The 14,507-nt window shown below is 73.5% G+C and carries 12 protein-coding genes; 4 read left to right on the forward strand and 8 right to left on the reverse strand.

What is annotated here, in order from left to right; translation table 11 throughout:
* Nucleotides 1-14: 14 nt before the first annotated feature.
* Together OP18_RS58160 and OP18_RS53900 are read left to right on the forward strand one after the other, a co-directional pair.
* The gene (locus OP18_RS58160; RefSeq protein WP_063745746.1) at nucleotides 15-1,244 is read left to right on the forward strand and encodes a TetR/AcrR family transcriptional regulator; all 1,230 of its coding nucleotides are present in this window, start codon (nucleotides 15-17) and stop codon (nucleotides 1,242-1,244) included.
* 105 nt (nucleotides 1,245-1,349) lie between these two features.
* Nucleotides 1,350-1,706 carry a hypothetical protein gene (locus OP18_RS53900; protein ID WP_156090182.1) on the forward strand — a complete coding sequence of 119 codons (357 nt, stop codon included), beginning with the start codon at nucleotides 1,350-1,352 and terminating at the stop codon, nucleotides 1,704-1,706.
* An 895-nt stretch (nucleotides 1,707-2,601) separates the two neighbouring features.
* Here OP18_RS53900 and OP18_RS42990 read toward each other — a convergent pair.
* From OP18_RS42990 to OP18_RS43010, 5 genes are all read right to left on the reverse strand, one after another.
* Entirely contained in the window at nucleotides 2,602-3,504 is a 903-nt protein-coding gene (locus OP18_RS42990) for an ROK family protein (protein ID WP_052388191.1), read from the reverse strand.
* Nucleotides 3,501-5,882, reverse strand: coding sequence for a glycoside hydrolase family 2 protein (locus OP18_RS42995; protein ID WP_033365120.1), 2,382 nt, complete (start codon nucleotides 5,880-5,882; stop codon nucleotides 3,501-3,503). The genes OP18_RS42990 and OP18_RS42995 overlap by 4 nt, the downstream gene beginning before the upstream one ends.
* Nucleotides 5,883-5,893: 11 nt before the next feature.
* Entirely contained in the window at nucleotides 5,894-6,715 is an 822-nt protein-coding gene (locus tag OP18_RS43000) for a carbohydrate ABC transporter permease (RefSeq protein ID WP_033365085.1), read from the reverse strand.
* The gene (locus OP18_RS43005) at nucleotides 6,712-7,653 is read right to left on the reverse strand and encodes a carbohydrate ABC transporter permease (RefSeq protein WP_033365086.1); all 942 of its coding nucleotides are present in this window, start codon (nucleotides 7,651-7,653) and stop codon (nucleotides 6,712-6,714) included. Before OP18_RS43005 ends, OP18_RS43000 begins: the two co-directional genes overlap by 4 nt.
* An 82-nt stretch (nucleotides 7,654-7,735) precedes the next feature.
* Nucleotides 7,736-9,037, reverse strand: a complete 1,302-nt coding sequence (locus tag OP18_RS43010; protein WP_033365121.1) for an ABC transporter substrate-binding protein — start codon at nucleotides 9,035-9,037, stop codon at nucleotides 7,736-7,738.
* A 237-nt stretch (nucleotides 9,038-9,274) separates the two neighbouring features.
* Here OP18_RS43010 and OP18_RS43015 point away from each other — a divergent pair, with 237 nt between their 5' ends.
* On the forward strand, nucleotides 9,275-10,306 hold the full coding sequence (locus tag OP18_RS43015; RefSeq protein WP_033365087.1) for a LacI family DNA-binding transcriptional regulator: 1,032 nt from the start codon (nucleotides 9,275-9,277) through the stop codon (nucleotides 10,304-10,306).
* A 37-nt stretch (nucleotides 10,307-10,343) separates the two neighbouring features.
* Here OP18_RS43015 and OP18_RS43020 read toward each other — a convergent pair whose 3' ends face one another.
* Nucleotides 10,344-11,369, reverse strand: coding sequence for a LacI family DNA-binding transcriptional regulator (locus OP18_RS43020; RefSeq protein WP_033365088.1), 1,026 nt, complete (start codon nucleotides 11,367-11,369; stop codon nucleotides 10,344-10,346).
* 261 nt (nucleotides 11,370-11,630) lie between these two features.
* On the opposite strand from OP18_RS43020, the gene OP18_RS43025 reads away from it, so the two are divergent.
* Entirely contained in the window at nucleotides 11,631-13,061 is a 1,431-nt protein-coding gene (locus OP18_RS43025) for a glycosyl hydrolase (RefSeq protein ID WP_156090184.1), read from the forward strand.
* Nucleotides 13,062-13,107: 46 nt separating this feature from the next.
* On the opposite strand, the gene OP18_RS43030 is transcribed toward OP18_RS43025, so the two are convergent.
* Both OP18_RS43030 and OP18_RS43035 read right to left on the reverse strand, forming a co-directional pair.
* Nucleotides 13,108-13,686 carry a dienelactone hydrolase family protein gene (locus OP18_RS43030; RefSeq protein WP_033365089.1) on the reverse strand — a complete coding sequence of 193 codons (579 nt, stop codon included), beginning with the start codon at nucleotides 13,684-13,686 and terminating at the stop codon, nucleotides 13,108-13,110.
* Between the two features lie 180 nt (nucleotides 13,687-13,866).
* A complete protein-coding gene (locus OP18_RS43035) occupies nucleotides 13,867-14,463 on the reverse strand; it encodes a hypothetical protein (RefSeq protein ID WP_033365090.1) in 597 nt (198 codons plus the stop codon).
* Nucleotides 14,464-14,507: the final 44 nt, after the last annotated feature.

Here is a 14,507-nt window from a genome sequence, read left to right on the forward strand (position 1 = left end):
GGTAAAGTGGTCGCATGACCGACATCACCGTGGGGCGGCGGGAGCGCAAGAAGGCCCGGACCCGTCAGGCGATCGCCGACGCCGCGCGAGCGTTGTTCCTCGAGCGCGGCTTCGACGCGGTGACGGTCAAGGAGGTCGCCGAGGCCGCCGACGTGTCCATGAGCGGGCTGTTCAAGCACTTCCCCACCAAGGAGTCGCTGGTCTTCGATGAGGACGACGACATCCGCCACGGGCTGGTCCGCGCCGTGCGTGACCGCCCCGACGCCGTGGCCGCCCTGCGGGCGCTGCGGCAATGGCTGCTCGACCGCGCCCGCGACCTGGCCGGCGACCCCGACACCGCCGCGTTCTTCGAGCTCATCGCCGCCACCCCGGCCCTGAGCGACTACGGCCGCCGCATGTGGCAGCGGCACGAGCAGGAGCTCGCCGAGGCGATCCGCCAGGCCGGGCCCGACGCACCCGGCGCCGGCATCGCGGCCCGTGCCGTAGCCCGCTTCGCCCTCGACCGCTCCCAGCCCTGCCCGCACATCGATCCCCAGGTCGAGCTCGACGCCGCCTTCGCGCTGCTCAGCCACGGCTGGCCCGCGCCCGAGCTGCGCCGGCCGCGGCACCACACCCCGTCCGCCGCGCCGCCGGCCCCGGCCCGGCCGCCGGGCCTGCGCGAACGGAAGAAGGCCCAGACCCGCCAGGCGATCACCCGCGCCGCGCTGGAGCTGTTCACCGAACGCGGCTACGACCACGTCGGGGTTCGCGAGATCGCCGAGGCCGCCGAGGTCTCACCGGGCACCCTGTTCGCCCACTTCCCCGACGGCAAGGCCAGCCTGCTGTTCCCCGGCGACCAACGGGACACCGCCGCGGCCCTCGTCGACGCGGTCCGCCACCGCCCGCCCGGGCAGACCATTCCCCGGGCCCTGCACGGGCACATCGCCCGCCGGGGACCGTTCAAGCCCGACCCCACCCCCGAGGAGCAGCGGGTCCTGGCGCTGATCCGGGCCACGCCCGAACTGACCGACCACGCGCTGCGCGCCTGGACCGCCGCCGAGCCGGCCCTCACCAGCGCCATCGCCGAGGAGGCCGGGCTGCCCGCCGACGACCCCACCGCCCGGCTGCTCGCCCACTATTTCCTGCAGATCCCGGACCTGGCCGTCGCCGAACCCCACGCCGGGCACGCCCTGGACGTCATCACCGGCGTCCTCGAACACGGCTGGCCCCAAGGCCTCGCCACCGGGACGCCCCCGCTGGCGTAGATCGACAGCTGGGCGGTCCAGCGGGCCGCTCGGCGCCCAGCCCGGCCGCTGGACCTCGCTGAACGGCGCGCGGACCGGGCCGGCGCCGGGACCAGCATCGCGGTGATGACGTCGCCGCCGGGGTTGCGGGGTGCGCGGCGGCGAGCGCCGACCCGCCGGTGGTGCACGATCGCGGGCGGCAGGCCGGCGGCCGGGGTGAACGACGGCGCCACGAGGCCGGCCACGGTGCTGACCGGGTCGCCGAGATCGGGCCGCCGGGACACGGCCAGCGTGTACCGGCCGGCGCCGGCCGCGGCGGTCCACGTGAACGCCGGGCCGATGACGCCGGTCGCGCCCGGCGCCGGGGCGGTGGGCACCGGCACCGCGGGTGGGGCGTCCACCGGTGCCGGGCCGGCCGACCGCAGCGTCGCCCGAGCCGGTCCCGCGCCGCTGCCGCCGCCCGGCCAGACGAGCCGCACGTGACCGGCGCCGGGCGTGCGGACGGTCAGCCGCCCCGCCGGCACCCGCGGGTGGGCCGCACGCCGGGCGACGCCGTCGGCGGAGACCTCCACCCGCGGCCGGGGGCCGCCGCCCGCGAGGTCGAAGACGGCCGCGCGGCCGCGGCCGGGACCAGTGACGGACGCGCCGGCGCTGGGTCGGGCGCACGACCGCGCACCCGGCGCCCGGGGGCACGGTGACCGCCGTGTGCCCGGTCGTGAGGGTGAGGTCCTCGACAGCGCCGACGCGCACCACGGCGGACGCGTCGGCGCCGGTCGGGCGCACGACCGCGCACCCGGCGCCCGGCGGCACGGTGACCGCCGTGTGCCCGGTCGTGAGGGTGAGGTCCTCGACAGCGCCGACGCGCACCACGGCGGACGCGCCGGCCCGCACCGGGTCCGACGCCGGGCCAGGGCGGCCGGACCGGTCGACTCGCCCGCCGGCGTAGACCTTGCCGGCGGCGGTGACGGTCGCGGCGTCGGCGCTGAACCGGGCCGCGGTCGGGGGGTAGTGGTGCACGTCGACGAGGTCGACGCCGGGCGCGGCGAGGGCGTCGGGGTCGATGTCGGAGCGGCGACCGGCGGCGATCAGCTGCCGCGGGCGCCCACTGGCGGAACCGTTCGGCGTTGGCGTTGAGCCACGGCAGGGTAAGGCGCCGGCCCGGCCGGCGCCGCGGCGGCAAGGTGCGGGCGCGTGCCGGCGCCGCGGCGGCAAGGTGCGGGCGCGTGACGGTTCGTGGGCGGGACCGGGGCGGGCCGGTTCAATGGTGGGCAAGGTGCGGGCGCGTGACGGTTCGTGGGCGGGACCGGGGCGGGCCGGTTCAGCGGTGGGCAAGGTGCGGGCGCGTGACGGTTCGTGGGCGGGACCGGGGCGGGCCGGTTCAGTGGTGGGCGGGGTGCGGGCGCCGGCCGGCGCGGGTGAGGGCGAGCGCGGCGGCGCCGTAGAGGCCGCCGTCGCGGCCGAGCGCGGCCGGCTGGACGGTGAGGTCGTGCAGGAACGCGATCCCGGCCCGCTGCGCGACCGCCGCCCGAAGCGGGTCGAACAGCACCGGGCCGGCGGCGGCCACACCGCCGCCGACGACGACGGTGTGCAGGTCGAACAGGGTCACGGTGTTGACGATGGCGGCGGCGAGCGCGTCCGCGCCGCGGCGGAACGCCTGCCGGGCGACCGGGACCCCGCGGGCCGCGTCGGCGGCGAGCGCCCGGGCGTCGGTGCCGCCCGCCCAGCCGAGCCCGGCGGCCCAGCGGACCATGCCGGGGCCGCTGGCGACGCGCTCCACGCAGCCGAGGGCACCGCACGGGCAGGGCGCGTCGTCGTCGCCGACGGCGATGTGCCCGATGTGCCCGGCGTTGCCGGTACGCCCGAGGTACGGCGCACCGTCGAGCACCAGCCCGCCGCCGACGCCGGTGGAGACGACCACGCCGAGCAGCGACGGCGTGTGGCCGCGCCAGGACTCGCCGAGCGCCACGCACTGCGCGTCGCCGGCGAGGGCGACCGGCAGCCCGCCGGTGAGCTCGGCGAGGGCGGCGGTGACCGGGAACCGCCGCCACGCCGGGATGTTGACCGGGCTGACCGCGCCGGCGTCCAGGTGGACCGGGCCGGCGGAGCCGACGCCGACGCCGGTGACGCCGGTGAGGTCGAACCGGCGCACGAGCGCGGCCAGCGTCGCGGTCGGGTCGGTGCCGACCGGCATTTCGGCCCGCTCGACGATGCCGCGGTCGGCCCCGACGGTGGCCGCGGCGAACTTCGTACCGCCGATGTCGACCGCGAGCACCACGGTCATGATCTGACCTCGTTGACGCAGCGCAGCACCGGGTGACCGACCAGCCGGGCCGGGTCGAGCGGCCGGTGGCTGGTGACCGCGACCGTGGTGGTCTCCCCCGGCAGGAGCGTGACGAGCTGGTCGTCGACGGTGGCGTCCGGGTCGAGCCGGTCCGGGTGGATCGCCAGCTCCCGCAGCAGGGTACGGGCGGTGACGTGGACGAGGTAGCCACCGTCGACCGCCTCGACGGTGGTGTCGTACGCGGCCGGCGGGTACGCCATGTCGGGGTCCTCGGCGAACATCCGCAGCGCCCGCTGCTCGCCGAGCTCGGCGACCAGCAGCTCGCGGCCCGGGTCGGCGGGCTCGGCCAGGCCGGCGGGCAGCACGACCCGGCCGGCGTCGCGCGGCGCGACGCTGACCGGCACGCTCTCCTTGGCGAGCAGCTCGCCGGTCACGGCGCGGCGGGTGACGGTGAGGTCACCGGTCCACGGCTCGTCGGTGTCGTTGACCGCGGTGACGACCCCGCCGGCGACGGTCAGCAGGCGCGGCGCGTAGGCGCGGCGGATGGCGTACCACAGCGGCTTGCGGCGGCCCGCGCCGTCGACGGCGGCCCAGGACGTGACGGGCCAGCAGTCGTTGAGCTGCCACACGACGGCGCCCATGCAGTACGGCATCAGCGACCGGAAGCGCTCCAGGCCGTACGCGACGGCGCGGGCCTGGTTGAGCTGCGTGAAGTAGTGCCAGTCGTCGACGTCCGCGGGCGCCGGCAGGTGCCGGCCGAGGCCGCGCAGCAGCTTGTCGTCGCCGTCGGCCGCCTTCTGATGGTGCCGCACGCCGGGCGAGGCGGCGGTGAGCGGCTCGTCGGAGACCGCGGCCCGCAGCGTCGCCCAGGTGGGTGGGGCCTGGAAGCCGAACTCGGCGACGAACCGCGGCGTGTAGGCGTCGTAGCGGGTGTAGTCCTTGGTGTTCCACACGTCCCAGATGTGGATGGTGCCGGTGCTGTCGTCCATGACGTCACGGTCCGGGCTGCCGGAGTACGGCGTGCCCGGCCAGTAGGGGCGGGTCGGGTCCAGCTCGGCGACGACGCGGGGCAGCAGGTCGTGGTAGAAGCCGGCGCCCCAGCTGCGCCCGTCGAGCGCCTCGGGCCAGCCCCAGTGCTGGTGGCCCCAGATGTTCTCGTTGTTGCCGCACCACAGCACCAGGCTGGGCCGCCACACCAGGCGGGTCACCTGCTCGCGGGCCTCGGCCTCGACCTCGCCGCGGAACGGCTCGTCCTCCGGGTACGCGGCGCAGGCGAACAGGAAGTCCTGCCATACGAGCACGCCCAGCTCGTCGGCGAGGTCGTAGAAGTCGTCGGACTCGTACCGGCCGCCGCCCCAGACGCGCAGCAGGTTCGCGCCCGCGTCGAGGGCCTGGCCGACGCGGGCCCGGAGCCGGTCGGCGGTGACGCGGGCCGGGAAGCAGTCGTCGGGGATCCAGTTGAACCCCTTGACGAACACCGGGCGGCCGTTGACGGTGAGCCGGAACGCGTCGGGATCCAGCTCCACGGTACGGAAGCCGATCCGCCGGGTCCACGTGTCGGCGCCGGCGCGCACGGTCAGCGGGTAGCGGGGCTGGTCGCCGTGGCCGGCCGGCCACCACAGCCGCACGTCGGGGACCTCCAGCACGAGCACGCCGGTGTGCTCGCCGGGGCCGAGCCGCAGCTCGGCGCTGACCCCGGCGATCTCGGCGGTGACCGTGACCGGCTCGTCGCCGGTGCGTTCGACGCGGACGGGCACCTCGACCCGGCCCGTGCCGCCGTCCACTGTGGCCAGTGGGCGGACCTCGGCGAGGCGCACCCCGGACCAGGCGTGCAGCCCGATCCGCTGCCAGATGCCGGCGGTCACCAGGGTCGGGCCCCAGTCCCAGCCGAAGTTGCAGGCCATCTTGCGGATGAACTGGAACGGTTCGGGGTACGGGCCGGGCCGCTCGCCGAGGGCCGCGCGGTGCGCCTCGGCGTACGTGTAGGGCGCGGTGAACCGGATCCGCAGCGTGTTGTCCCCCGGCCGCAGCAGCGTGGTCACGTCGGCGCGGTAGCCGCGGTGCATGTTCGCCGTGTGCAGTACCTCGACGTCGTTGACGGTGACGGTGGCGACCGTGTCCAGCCCGTCGCAGACCAGGTCGACCCGGTCCGGGCCGGCGGCACCGGGGGCGGCGCTCCAGCCGAACGTGGTCCGGTACTCCCAGTCGGTGCGGCCGATCCACCGCTGTCGCAGCTCGTTGTCGTCGAGGTACGGGTCGTCGATGAGGCCCGCCGCGAGCAGGTCGGTGTGCACGCAGCCCGGGACGGTCGCCGGCACGCCGGCGTGCTCCCCGCCGGACAGGGTCCAACCGTCGTGCAGCGGGTGGTACGTGCTCACGTGGCGCTCCTTCACTTGACCGCACCGGAGGTGAAGCCGTTGTAGATGAACCGTTGCAGCAGCAGGAACAGCACCAGCGTCGGGACGATGACGAGGACCGCGCCGGCCGACATCACCTCCCAGTGGGCCCCGAACGGGCCCTTGAACCGGAACAGTGAGGTGGAGATGACGCCGAGGTCCTGCGACGGCATGTACAGGAACGGGATGTAGAAGTCGTTGTAGATCGTGATGCCCTTGATGATCACGACGGTGGCGGTGGCCGGTTTGAGCAGCGGGAAGATGATCCGCCAGAAGATGCGGGTGGAGCCGGCGCCGTCGATGCGGGCGTTCTCGTCCAGCGACGCCGGGATGCCGCGGATGAACTGCAGGAAGATGTAGATCGACACGATGTCGGTGCCGAGGTAGAGCACGATCGGCGCCCAGCGGGTGTCGTACAGGCCGAGGCCGTTGACCACCTGGTAGGTCGCGACCTGGGTGGTCACGCCGGGCACCAGCGTGGCGAACAGGAACAGCCCGAGGATGAGCCGCTTGCCCCGGAACTGGAAGCGGTCGATCGCGTAGGCGGTCATGGCGCCGATGACGACGGTGCCGGTGAGGGAGAAGACGAGGATGACGGCGGTGTTCAGGAACGCGGTGAGCATCCGGCCGTTGGTGAACGCGGTGCCGTAGTTGGCGAAGTTGAGCCAGTGCTCCGGCAGCGCGAGCGCCCCGCCGGTGCTGAGCTCCTGCGGTGTCTTGAGCGACGTGAGCACGATCGCGAGCACCGGCAGCAGCACCACGACGCAGGCGAGGACCAGCGACGCGTACTTCAGGCCCTTCAGGACGGCGGTCATACCAGGTCGCTCCTGCCGTCCGGGACCAGGCGGCGCTGGATCCAGGTCACCAGCAGGACGATGGCGAGCAGGACGACGGCCGCGGCCGAGGCCAGGCCGGTCTTGTTGAACTGGAACGCGAGCTTGATGGTCTGGATGACGAACGTCTTGCTGTCCCCGGCGCCGCCGGTGATAACGAACGGGATCTCGAACACCGACAGGGAGCCGGCGACCGCCAGGATCACGCTGAGGCTGATGATCGGTTTGATACCGGGCACGATGAGGTGCCGGAACACGTGCCACCGGTTCGCGCCGTCCAGCTCGGCGGCCTCGTACAGGTGCGGCTGGATCGACTGGATCGCGCCGAGGAACAGCACGAAGTTGAGGCCCATGAACCGCCACACCGACACGCCGGCGAGCGACACGTTGACGAGGTCGGGGTCGCCGAGCCAGAGGAACCGGGTGTCCACGCCGGCGAAGCGCAGCACCGTGTCCAGGGTGCCGCCCTGCTGGAAGAAGTACAGGAACACGAAGGCGATCGCCACGCCGTTGATCAGGTACGGGAAGAACAGGATGCCCTTGAACAGGTTGCGGAAGCGCACATTGAAGCTCAGGACCGTGGCGAAGTACAGGGCCAGGCCGATCTGCAGGATCGACGCGGCGAGGTAGTACAGGCTGACGAAGAAGACACTGAACAGCTCCGGCCTGGTGAACAGTTGCGCGTAGTTGTCCAGGCCGACGAACGCCGGGTCGGGACTGACGCCGTCCCAGTCGGTGAGGCTGTAGGACAGCATGCTGCCGACCGGGATGTACGTGAACGCGAGGAGCAGGGCGAGCGGTGCGGCCAGGTACACCCACGGCGTCCAGCGGTCGCGCCACGCCGCTCGGGGCGGGGTGGCCGCCGGGGGTGCCGGTGCGGCGCGTCCGGGACCGCGGCCGGTGATGGTGGTCTGGGACATGGTGCCTCTCGGTGCGCGTCGCGGACGGGTCGGGGTGTCGCGTGCGCCGGGCCGCGGCGGCGGTCCAGCGCACGCCGGGGCGTCAGCCGACGGTCTTCGCCGCGGCCGTCCACCGCTTGTTGAGGTCGCCGAGGTAGGCGGGCAGGTCACCCTTGGCGGCGCCGCGCGCGATGTCGATCATCTTCTGCCGGTAGTCGGCCTTGGTGAGGCCGATCTCCGAGGCGTTGTCGATGGCGGTCACCTTGACCGCGTCGGCCTGGGACAGCTCCACGTAGGTGACGCCGGCCTCGGTGTACCCGGTGAGCGCGGCCGGCGCGGCGGCGCCCTTGACCGTGGAGACGGCCTGGGCGGTCTCCGCGTAGCCGGACTTGTGCAGCACCCAGTCGACCCAGGCGCGGGCGGCCGGCTTGTGCTTGGAGTGGATGTTGATCCCGTACAGCTTGTCGGGCGAGACGACCGAGCAGAACCTGCCGCCGGACTGGGCGGGGAACGGCAGGTAGCCGATGACGGAGGGGTCCTTGCCGGCCTTCTTCGCCGCGTCCTGCAGCTGCGACACGGCCCACGAGCCGAGCCACATCGTGCCGATCTTGCCGGTGGCGATCTGGCCCTTCGAGTCCTCCCAGTTGGTGGTGGTCGGGTCGGGCTCGGCGAGCTTCTCCTTGACGATGTCGAACAGCAGGCTGTCGCCGACCGTGAGGTCGGTGCCGGCGGCCCACGGCTCGGTGGTGGCCAGCCTGTCGTTCGCCTTCGCGTCGCAGCTGACCGAGCCGACCACGTTGGACCAGGAGCTCAGCGGCCACCCGTCCTTGTAGTTGGTGTAGTAGGGGGTGACCCCGGTGGCCTTGATCTTGCGCAGGGCGTCGAGGAACTGCTCCGGTGTGGTGGGCCAGGCGGTGACGCCCGCCTGCTTCCAGACGTCCTTGTTGTAGACGAAGCCGTTGGCGGCGCCGAAGCTGGCGATGCCGTAGACCTTGCCGCCGACCGAGCCGTAGTCGGTGAACGAGTACGTCCTGGACAGCTCCGCCTGCTCGCCGAGCGGCGCGAAGAACTTCGGGTAGTCGGCCTTCGCCACGACCTGCGGGATGAGCAGGACGTCGCCGTACTCGTCGCTGTTCATGCGGATCTTGACTTCGCCCTCGTAGTCGGTGATCCCCTGGAACTTGACGGTGACCTTGGGGTACACCTTGCGGAACTCGGCGGCGTACCGGTCCATCGACCCGTCGGTGACCAGGTCGGTGCGGTTGGTCAGGACCGTGATCTCACCGGACACGTTGGCCGGGTCGGTCGGGCTGGTGGCGTCGCCGGAGCCCGTGCCGCCGCTGCCGCAGCCGGCCACCAGCAGCACGCCGGCGAGCGCCGCCGCGGCGAAAGCTCGTCGCTTCACATCGATCATCTCCGTCTCGAAAAGGGCGCGCACATCCGCCGCGGCACCCGGGGTGGTGGTCGCGTCCGCGCGGTGACGCCGAGGAGTCCGGTTCACTGAACCGTGAAAGTGCCCAGACTTTACGACCGCGTTTCAGGGCTGTCAACGCCCGGCTCTGGACAAGCACGCCAGTCGCGATACGCTCACTGAATCGCGAAAGCGGCGTCCTTTGGGGACGCTCCGAGCCGAAGGTGCCGTGTGAAGAGACCGACGATCGCCGACATCGCCCGGGAAGCCGGGGTCTCCAAGGGCGCGGTGTCCTACGCCCTCAACGGCCAGCCCGGCGTCGGCGAGTCCACCCGCGCGCGGATCGTCGCGATCGCCGACGCCATGGGGTACCGGCCCAACACCGCGGCCCGCGCCCTGGCCGGCGGCGCGGCGAAGGTGGTCGGGCTGACCCTGCACCGCCCGCCGAAGACCCTGGGCGTGGAGCCGTTCTTCATGGAGCTGATCAGCGGCCTGGAGGCGGAGCTGTCCACCCACTCCTACGGGCTGCTGCTGCAGATGGTGCCCAACCACGTCGAGGAGATCGCCGTGTACCGGCGCTGGTGGAGCGACCGCAGCGTGGACGGGGTCCTGCTGTGCGACGTGCGCACCGACGACCGGCGCATCGAGGCGCTGCGGGAGCTGCGGCTGCCCGCCGTCGTGGTCGGCCCGCCCACCGCCAGCGGCGACCTGGCCTGCATCTGGTCCGACGACGGCGTGTCGCTGGTGGAGGCGGTGGAGTACCTCGCCGCGCTCGGCCATCGGCGCATCGCCCGGGTCGCCGGCCTGTCCGACCTCGCCCACACCGCCGTGCGCAGCGAGGCGTTCGCCGAGGTCAGCGAGCGGCTCGGGCTCACCGACGCGGTCACCGTCGCCACCGACTACACCGGCGAGGGTGGTGCCCGGGCCACCCGGCGGCTGCTGAGCTCACCCACCCGGCCGACGGCGCTGCTCTACGACAACGACATCATGGCGATCGCGGGGCTGTCGGTGGCGCAGCAGATGGGCCTGTCGGTGCCGGCCGACCTGTCGATCATCGCCTGGGACGACTCCCCCATCTGCCGCCTCGTGCACCCGCCGCTGACCGCGTTGAGCCGCGACATCGCCGCCTACGGCACGCACGCCGCGCGGCTGCTGCTGGCCGCCATCGAGGGCGAGCCGGTGCGGAGCGTCCAGGACGAGCTGGCCCACCTCAACCCGCGCGGCAGCACCGGCCCGGCGCCCCGCACCCGCGCCACGGCCTGAGCCGCCGGGGCCCGGACCCCGGCGCCGCGCGGTGCCGTCAGGGGCGGCGGTGGGCCGGTGCGGTGCTGGAGCGCACCACCAGCTCGGCGGCGTGGTCGAGCACCGCGCCCGGCGAGCCGCCGTCGATGACGGTGAACAGCAGCTCGGCGGCGTGCGCGCCGTAGCCGACGATGTCGCGCTTCAGCACGGTCAGCGCCGGCCGCACCACCTGGCACAGCGCCGAGTCGTCGCCGGCCACGATGGACAGCTCGTCGGGCACGGCGACGCCCATCTCCATCGCCACGCCGAGCCCGGCGACGGCCATGACGTCGTTGTCGTACACGATCGCGGTCGGCGGCCGGACCGTGCTGAGCACCCGCCGGGTGGCCTGCGCGCCACCCTCGCCGGTGTAGTCGGCGGCGATGACGACCGGCTCGATCCCGGCGGTGGCGCAGGCCGCCTCGTACGCCTCGGTCCGCACCCGCGTGTGCAGCAGCCGCGCCGGCCCGCTGACGTGCACGATCCGCCGGTGCCCGAGTGCGGCGAGGTAGGCGACGGCCTCGGTGACGGCGCGGCCGTCGTCGGACCAGACGCTCGCCGGCGGGGTCCTCGGCAGCGGCCCGCCGATCACCACCGCCGGCAGGTCCAGGGTCTCCAGCTGCGCCGGTCGCGGGTCGTCGACCTCCAGGTCGCACACGAGGATGCCGGCGACGCGCCGCTCGCTGCTCCAGCGCCGGTACACGGTCAGCTCGTCCTCGACGTCGGCGACGGACTGCAGGGCGAGGCCGAACCCGCGCGCCATCAGCACCGACTGCACGCCGCTGATCAGCTCGCGGCGGAACACCTCGACGTTGAACGCGGTCGAGGACGGCCGGCGCATGGTGAGCCCGGCCGCCTGCACCACGGCACCGCGCAGCTCGCGGGCCGGGGCGCTGGCGCTGAAGCCCAGCTCGGCGGCGATGCGCACGATCCGCTCGCGCAGCTCCTCGGAGACCCCGGCGCGGCCGTTGAGCGCGTAGGACACCGCCATCCGGGACACGCCCGCGCGGCTGGCGATGTCCGCCATGGTGGGGCGGCGGTCCATGGTTCTCCAGCTCCGGCCAGTCCTGATCCCGGTGCCGCACGGCGGTGCGACGGGCCACATCGTATCGCCAAGGTCCGCACCGGCCCGCGCGGCGCCGCACTTTACAGATTGTGTCACGGTTCAGTAACTTACTGTCTCCCCGTCCACCAGCAGGCCCCGGAAAACGCGCTCCGCTGGGATTTTTCGCGTCGAACCGTTGACTTTACAGGTTCAGTCGAAGAAGGTCGATGTGCCCGACCCCTCCCCCGAAAGGAGCGCGGCATGCCTGTCCGCCACTGGCGCCGCCCGCTGCTGTGGCTGGTGTCCACGGCCGCCGTCGTCGCCACCGTCGCCGTCGCCGCGGTGCTGCCGACCGCCCAGGCCGCCCAGCCCGGCAGTCCCCTGCTGGCCTTCCTGAACCGGATCTCCGGCCAGTACACGCTGTCCGGCCAGCACAACCGCGAGCCCAACAGCGACCCGACCAAGTACACCCGGGTCGCCCAGCAGATCACCGGCCAGACCCCTGGCCTGTGGGGCGGCGACTTCCTCTTCGCCTCCGCCGACGTCAACGCCCGCCAGACGATGATCAACGAGGCGATCAACCAGTGGCGCTCCGGCTCGGTGGTCGCCCTCACCTGGCACATGTGCCCGCCCACCGTGGGCCGCACCTGCGGCTGGGACGAGGCCGGCATCCTCGGCTCGCTCACCGACGCCCAGTGGAGCCAGCTCATCACCGGCGGCACCGCCCTGAACAACGCCTGGAAGGCCCGCCTCGACGAGGTCGTGCCGTTCCTGCAGCAGCTCAAGAACGCCGGGGTCGAGCCGCTGTGGCGGCCGATCCACGAGATGAACGACCCGTGGTCCTGGTGGGGCGGCCGCCCCGGCGCCAACGGCAGCCGCCGCCTGTACGAGATCACCTACGACTACCTGGTCAACACCAAGGGCCTGACCAACCTGGTGTGGGTGTGGAACGTCAAGGACCTCGACATGGGCTCGGCGAGCCAGTACGTGCCGGCCGCGAACACCTTCGACGTCGCCAGCCTCGACGTGTGGGTGAAGATGGAGCCCAGCACCTCGGACTACCAGACGATGCTGAACCTGGCCGGCGGCAAGCCGATCGCCCTCGCCGAGGTGGGCCGCACCCCCAGCCCGACGATCCTGACCTCGCAGCCGCGCTGGGCCTGGTTCATGGTCTGGGCCGAGTGGCTGACCGACCCCGCGTACAACACCAACGCCGGGGTCCAGGCGACCTACTTCCACCCCCGGGTGCTCAACCGGGGTGAGTTCAGCGTCGCCGGTACCCCGCCGACCAGCACCCCGGCCGGCGGCAACCTGGCGCTCAACCGACCGATCCTCGCCTCCAGCCAGGAGAGCGGCACCCTGACCCCGGCCCGGGCCGTGGACGGCAACACCGGCACCCGCTGGAGCAGCGCGTACGCCGACCAGCAGTGGATCTACGTCGACCTCGGCGCGAACCGCTCCGTCACCGGGGTCACCCTGCGTTGGGAGGCCGCCTACGCCAGCCAGTACCAGATCCAGACGTCGACCGACGGCACCTCCTGGACCACCGTGTACAGCGACTACAACGGCAACGGCGGCACCGACACGGTGAACTTCGCCGCCGCCACCGCCCGCTACGTGAAGATGTACGCCCCGCTGCGCGGCACCCAGTACGGCGTCTCGCTGTGGGAGTTCGAGGTCCGCGGCTCCTGACCCGCGCCACCCGCCGCCGGGCACCCCGAACGGGCGCCCGGCGGCGTCACCGGGTGCGCAGGAAGCCCAGGACCCGCTCGGTGAGCAGGGCGGTTGCCTCGGGGTCGTAGGACGGCAGCGAGCTGTCGGCGAAGTAGTGCTGGTCGCCCGGGTACAGGAACAGCTCGCCGTCCTTCGCCTGGGCGACGAGCTCCCGCGCCGCGTCGATGTCGCCCTCGCCGACGAAGAACGGGTCGGCGTCCATGCCGTGGACCTGCACCGGCAGCTCCGCGGGCCACGCCGGCCCGAACTCGGTGACCGGCACGCAGGAGTAGCACAGCAGCGCGCCGCGGGCGCCCGGACGGGTCTGCGCCAGGTGCTGGGCGGGCAGCACGCCGAGGGAGAACCCGGCGTACACCAGGTCGGCGGGCAGGTCGGCCACCGCCGCGGCGCCCCGCTCGAGCACCGCGCCCGGGAAGCCGAGCTGCGTCGCGTACGCCATGCCGTCCTCGATGCTGCCGAACGTGCGACCGTCGAAGAGGTCCGGCGTGTGCACCGTGTGCCCGGCCTGGCGCAGCGCGTCGGCGAACTCGACGACGCCCGGTGTCAGCCCCTGCGCGTGGTGGAACAGCACCACCTCAGCCATGTCTACCTCCCGTGTCGGCGTACCCGGCGTTCAGGCTATACCGCCGCAATCGGTCGGATGGGACACCGCGGCCGGCGTCGGAGACGTCGCGGGCCGGCCCGGCCTCGTGCCGGACGCGGCACGCACGACCACGCCGACCCGCTGGTGCGTGACCTCACCAGCCGGGGGCGGGCGCTGGGCTCAGGGCGCCAGCAGCTGCTCCCGGACGAGGGTGGTGAGCTGCTCCAGGGACAGCGTGCCCTTCTCCGACAGCACCACGACCGTCCGGTACGCCGGGTCCGCCGGCTGCCGCAGCGTGATGACCGAGACCGGTTCGGTGTAGTGGTTGCTGGAGTTCGTGTACTCGGAGTACGGCTGCATGAAGACGATCGCCTCGCCGAGCGCGGTCTGCACGGTGGCCGCGCCGGCGCGCCGCTCCCGCGGGACGTCCTCGGCGGTGCGGTAGACGCCGTGGCGGCCGTTGATGAGCCGGTCGTTGCCGTCGGTGGCGCAGGTCGTGGCGTACGCGAGGAACCGCACGGCGCCGCCCGAGCCGAGGACCGCGACCGTGTCCAGGCCCGGGCAGCCGCTGGGCGCGGGCGACCGGGTGACGAGCCGGTGGCCGGCGCCGAGCTGCAGCCGGAACGGGACCGGTGCGGCGATCGGCGCCACCGTCGGCGACGAGACCGGCGTCGGGGCCGGCTGCGGAGCGACCTGCGGGCCGCGGCAGGCGCCCAGCGCGAGCACGGCGGCCAGGCTGATGCGGCGGACCGCGGTGACGGCGACGTTTCCAGACATGCCACCTCTGATGCGCCGCCGGCCCGCCGCCGTTCCCCGCTGTC

This window comes from Dactylosporangium aurantiacum, from assembly GCF_000716715.1.
In the GTDB taxonomy this organism is placed as follows: Bacteria; Actinomycetota; Actinomycetes; order Mycobacteriales; family Micromonosporaceae; genus Dactylosporangium; species Dactylosporangium aurantiacum.

What these genes read in the sequence shown, in the direction of transcription:
- OP18_RS58160 (WP_063745746.1), top strand. Translation starts at nt 15, where the DNA reads ATGACCGACATCACCGTGGGGCGGCGGGAGCGCAAGAAGGCCCGGACC.
- OP18_RS43025 (WP_156090184.1), top strand. Translation starts at nt 11,631, where the DNA reads ATGCCTGTCCGCCACTGGCGCCGCCCGCTGCTGTGGCTGGTGTCCACG.
- OP18_RS43035 (WP_033365090.1), bottom strand. Translation starts at nt 14,463, where the DNA reads ATGTCTGGAAACGTCGCCGTCACCGCGGTCCGCCGCATCAGCCTGGCC.
- OP18_RS43005 (WP_033365086.1), bottom strand. Translation starts at nt 7,653, where the DNA reads ATGTCCCAGACCACCATCACCGGCCGCGGTCCCGGACGCGCCGCACCG.
- OP18_RS43030 (WP_033365089.1), bottom strand. Translation starts at nt 13,686, where the DNA reads ATGGCTGAGGTGGTGCTGTTCCACCACGCGCAGGGGCTGACACCGGGC.
- OP18_RS43020 (WP_033365088.1), bottom strand. Translation starts at nt 11,369, where the DNA reads ATGGACCGCCGCCCCACCATGGCGGACATCGCCAGCCGCGCGGGCGTG.
- OP18_RS53900 (WP_156090182.1), top strand. Translation starts at nt 1,350, where the DNA reads ATGACGTCGCCGCCGGGGTTGCGGGGTGCGCGGCGGCGAGCGCCGACC.
- OP18_RS42990 (WP_052388191.1), bottom strand. Translation starts at nt 3,504, where the DNA reads ATGACCGTGGTGCTCGCGGTCGACATCGGCGGTACGAAGTTCGCCGCG.
- OP18_RS43000 (WP_033365085.1), bottom strand. Translation starts at nt 6,715, where the DNA reads ATGACCGCCGTCCTGAAGGGCCTGAAGTACGCGTCGCTGGTCCTCGCC.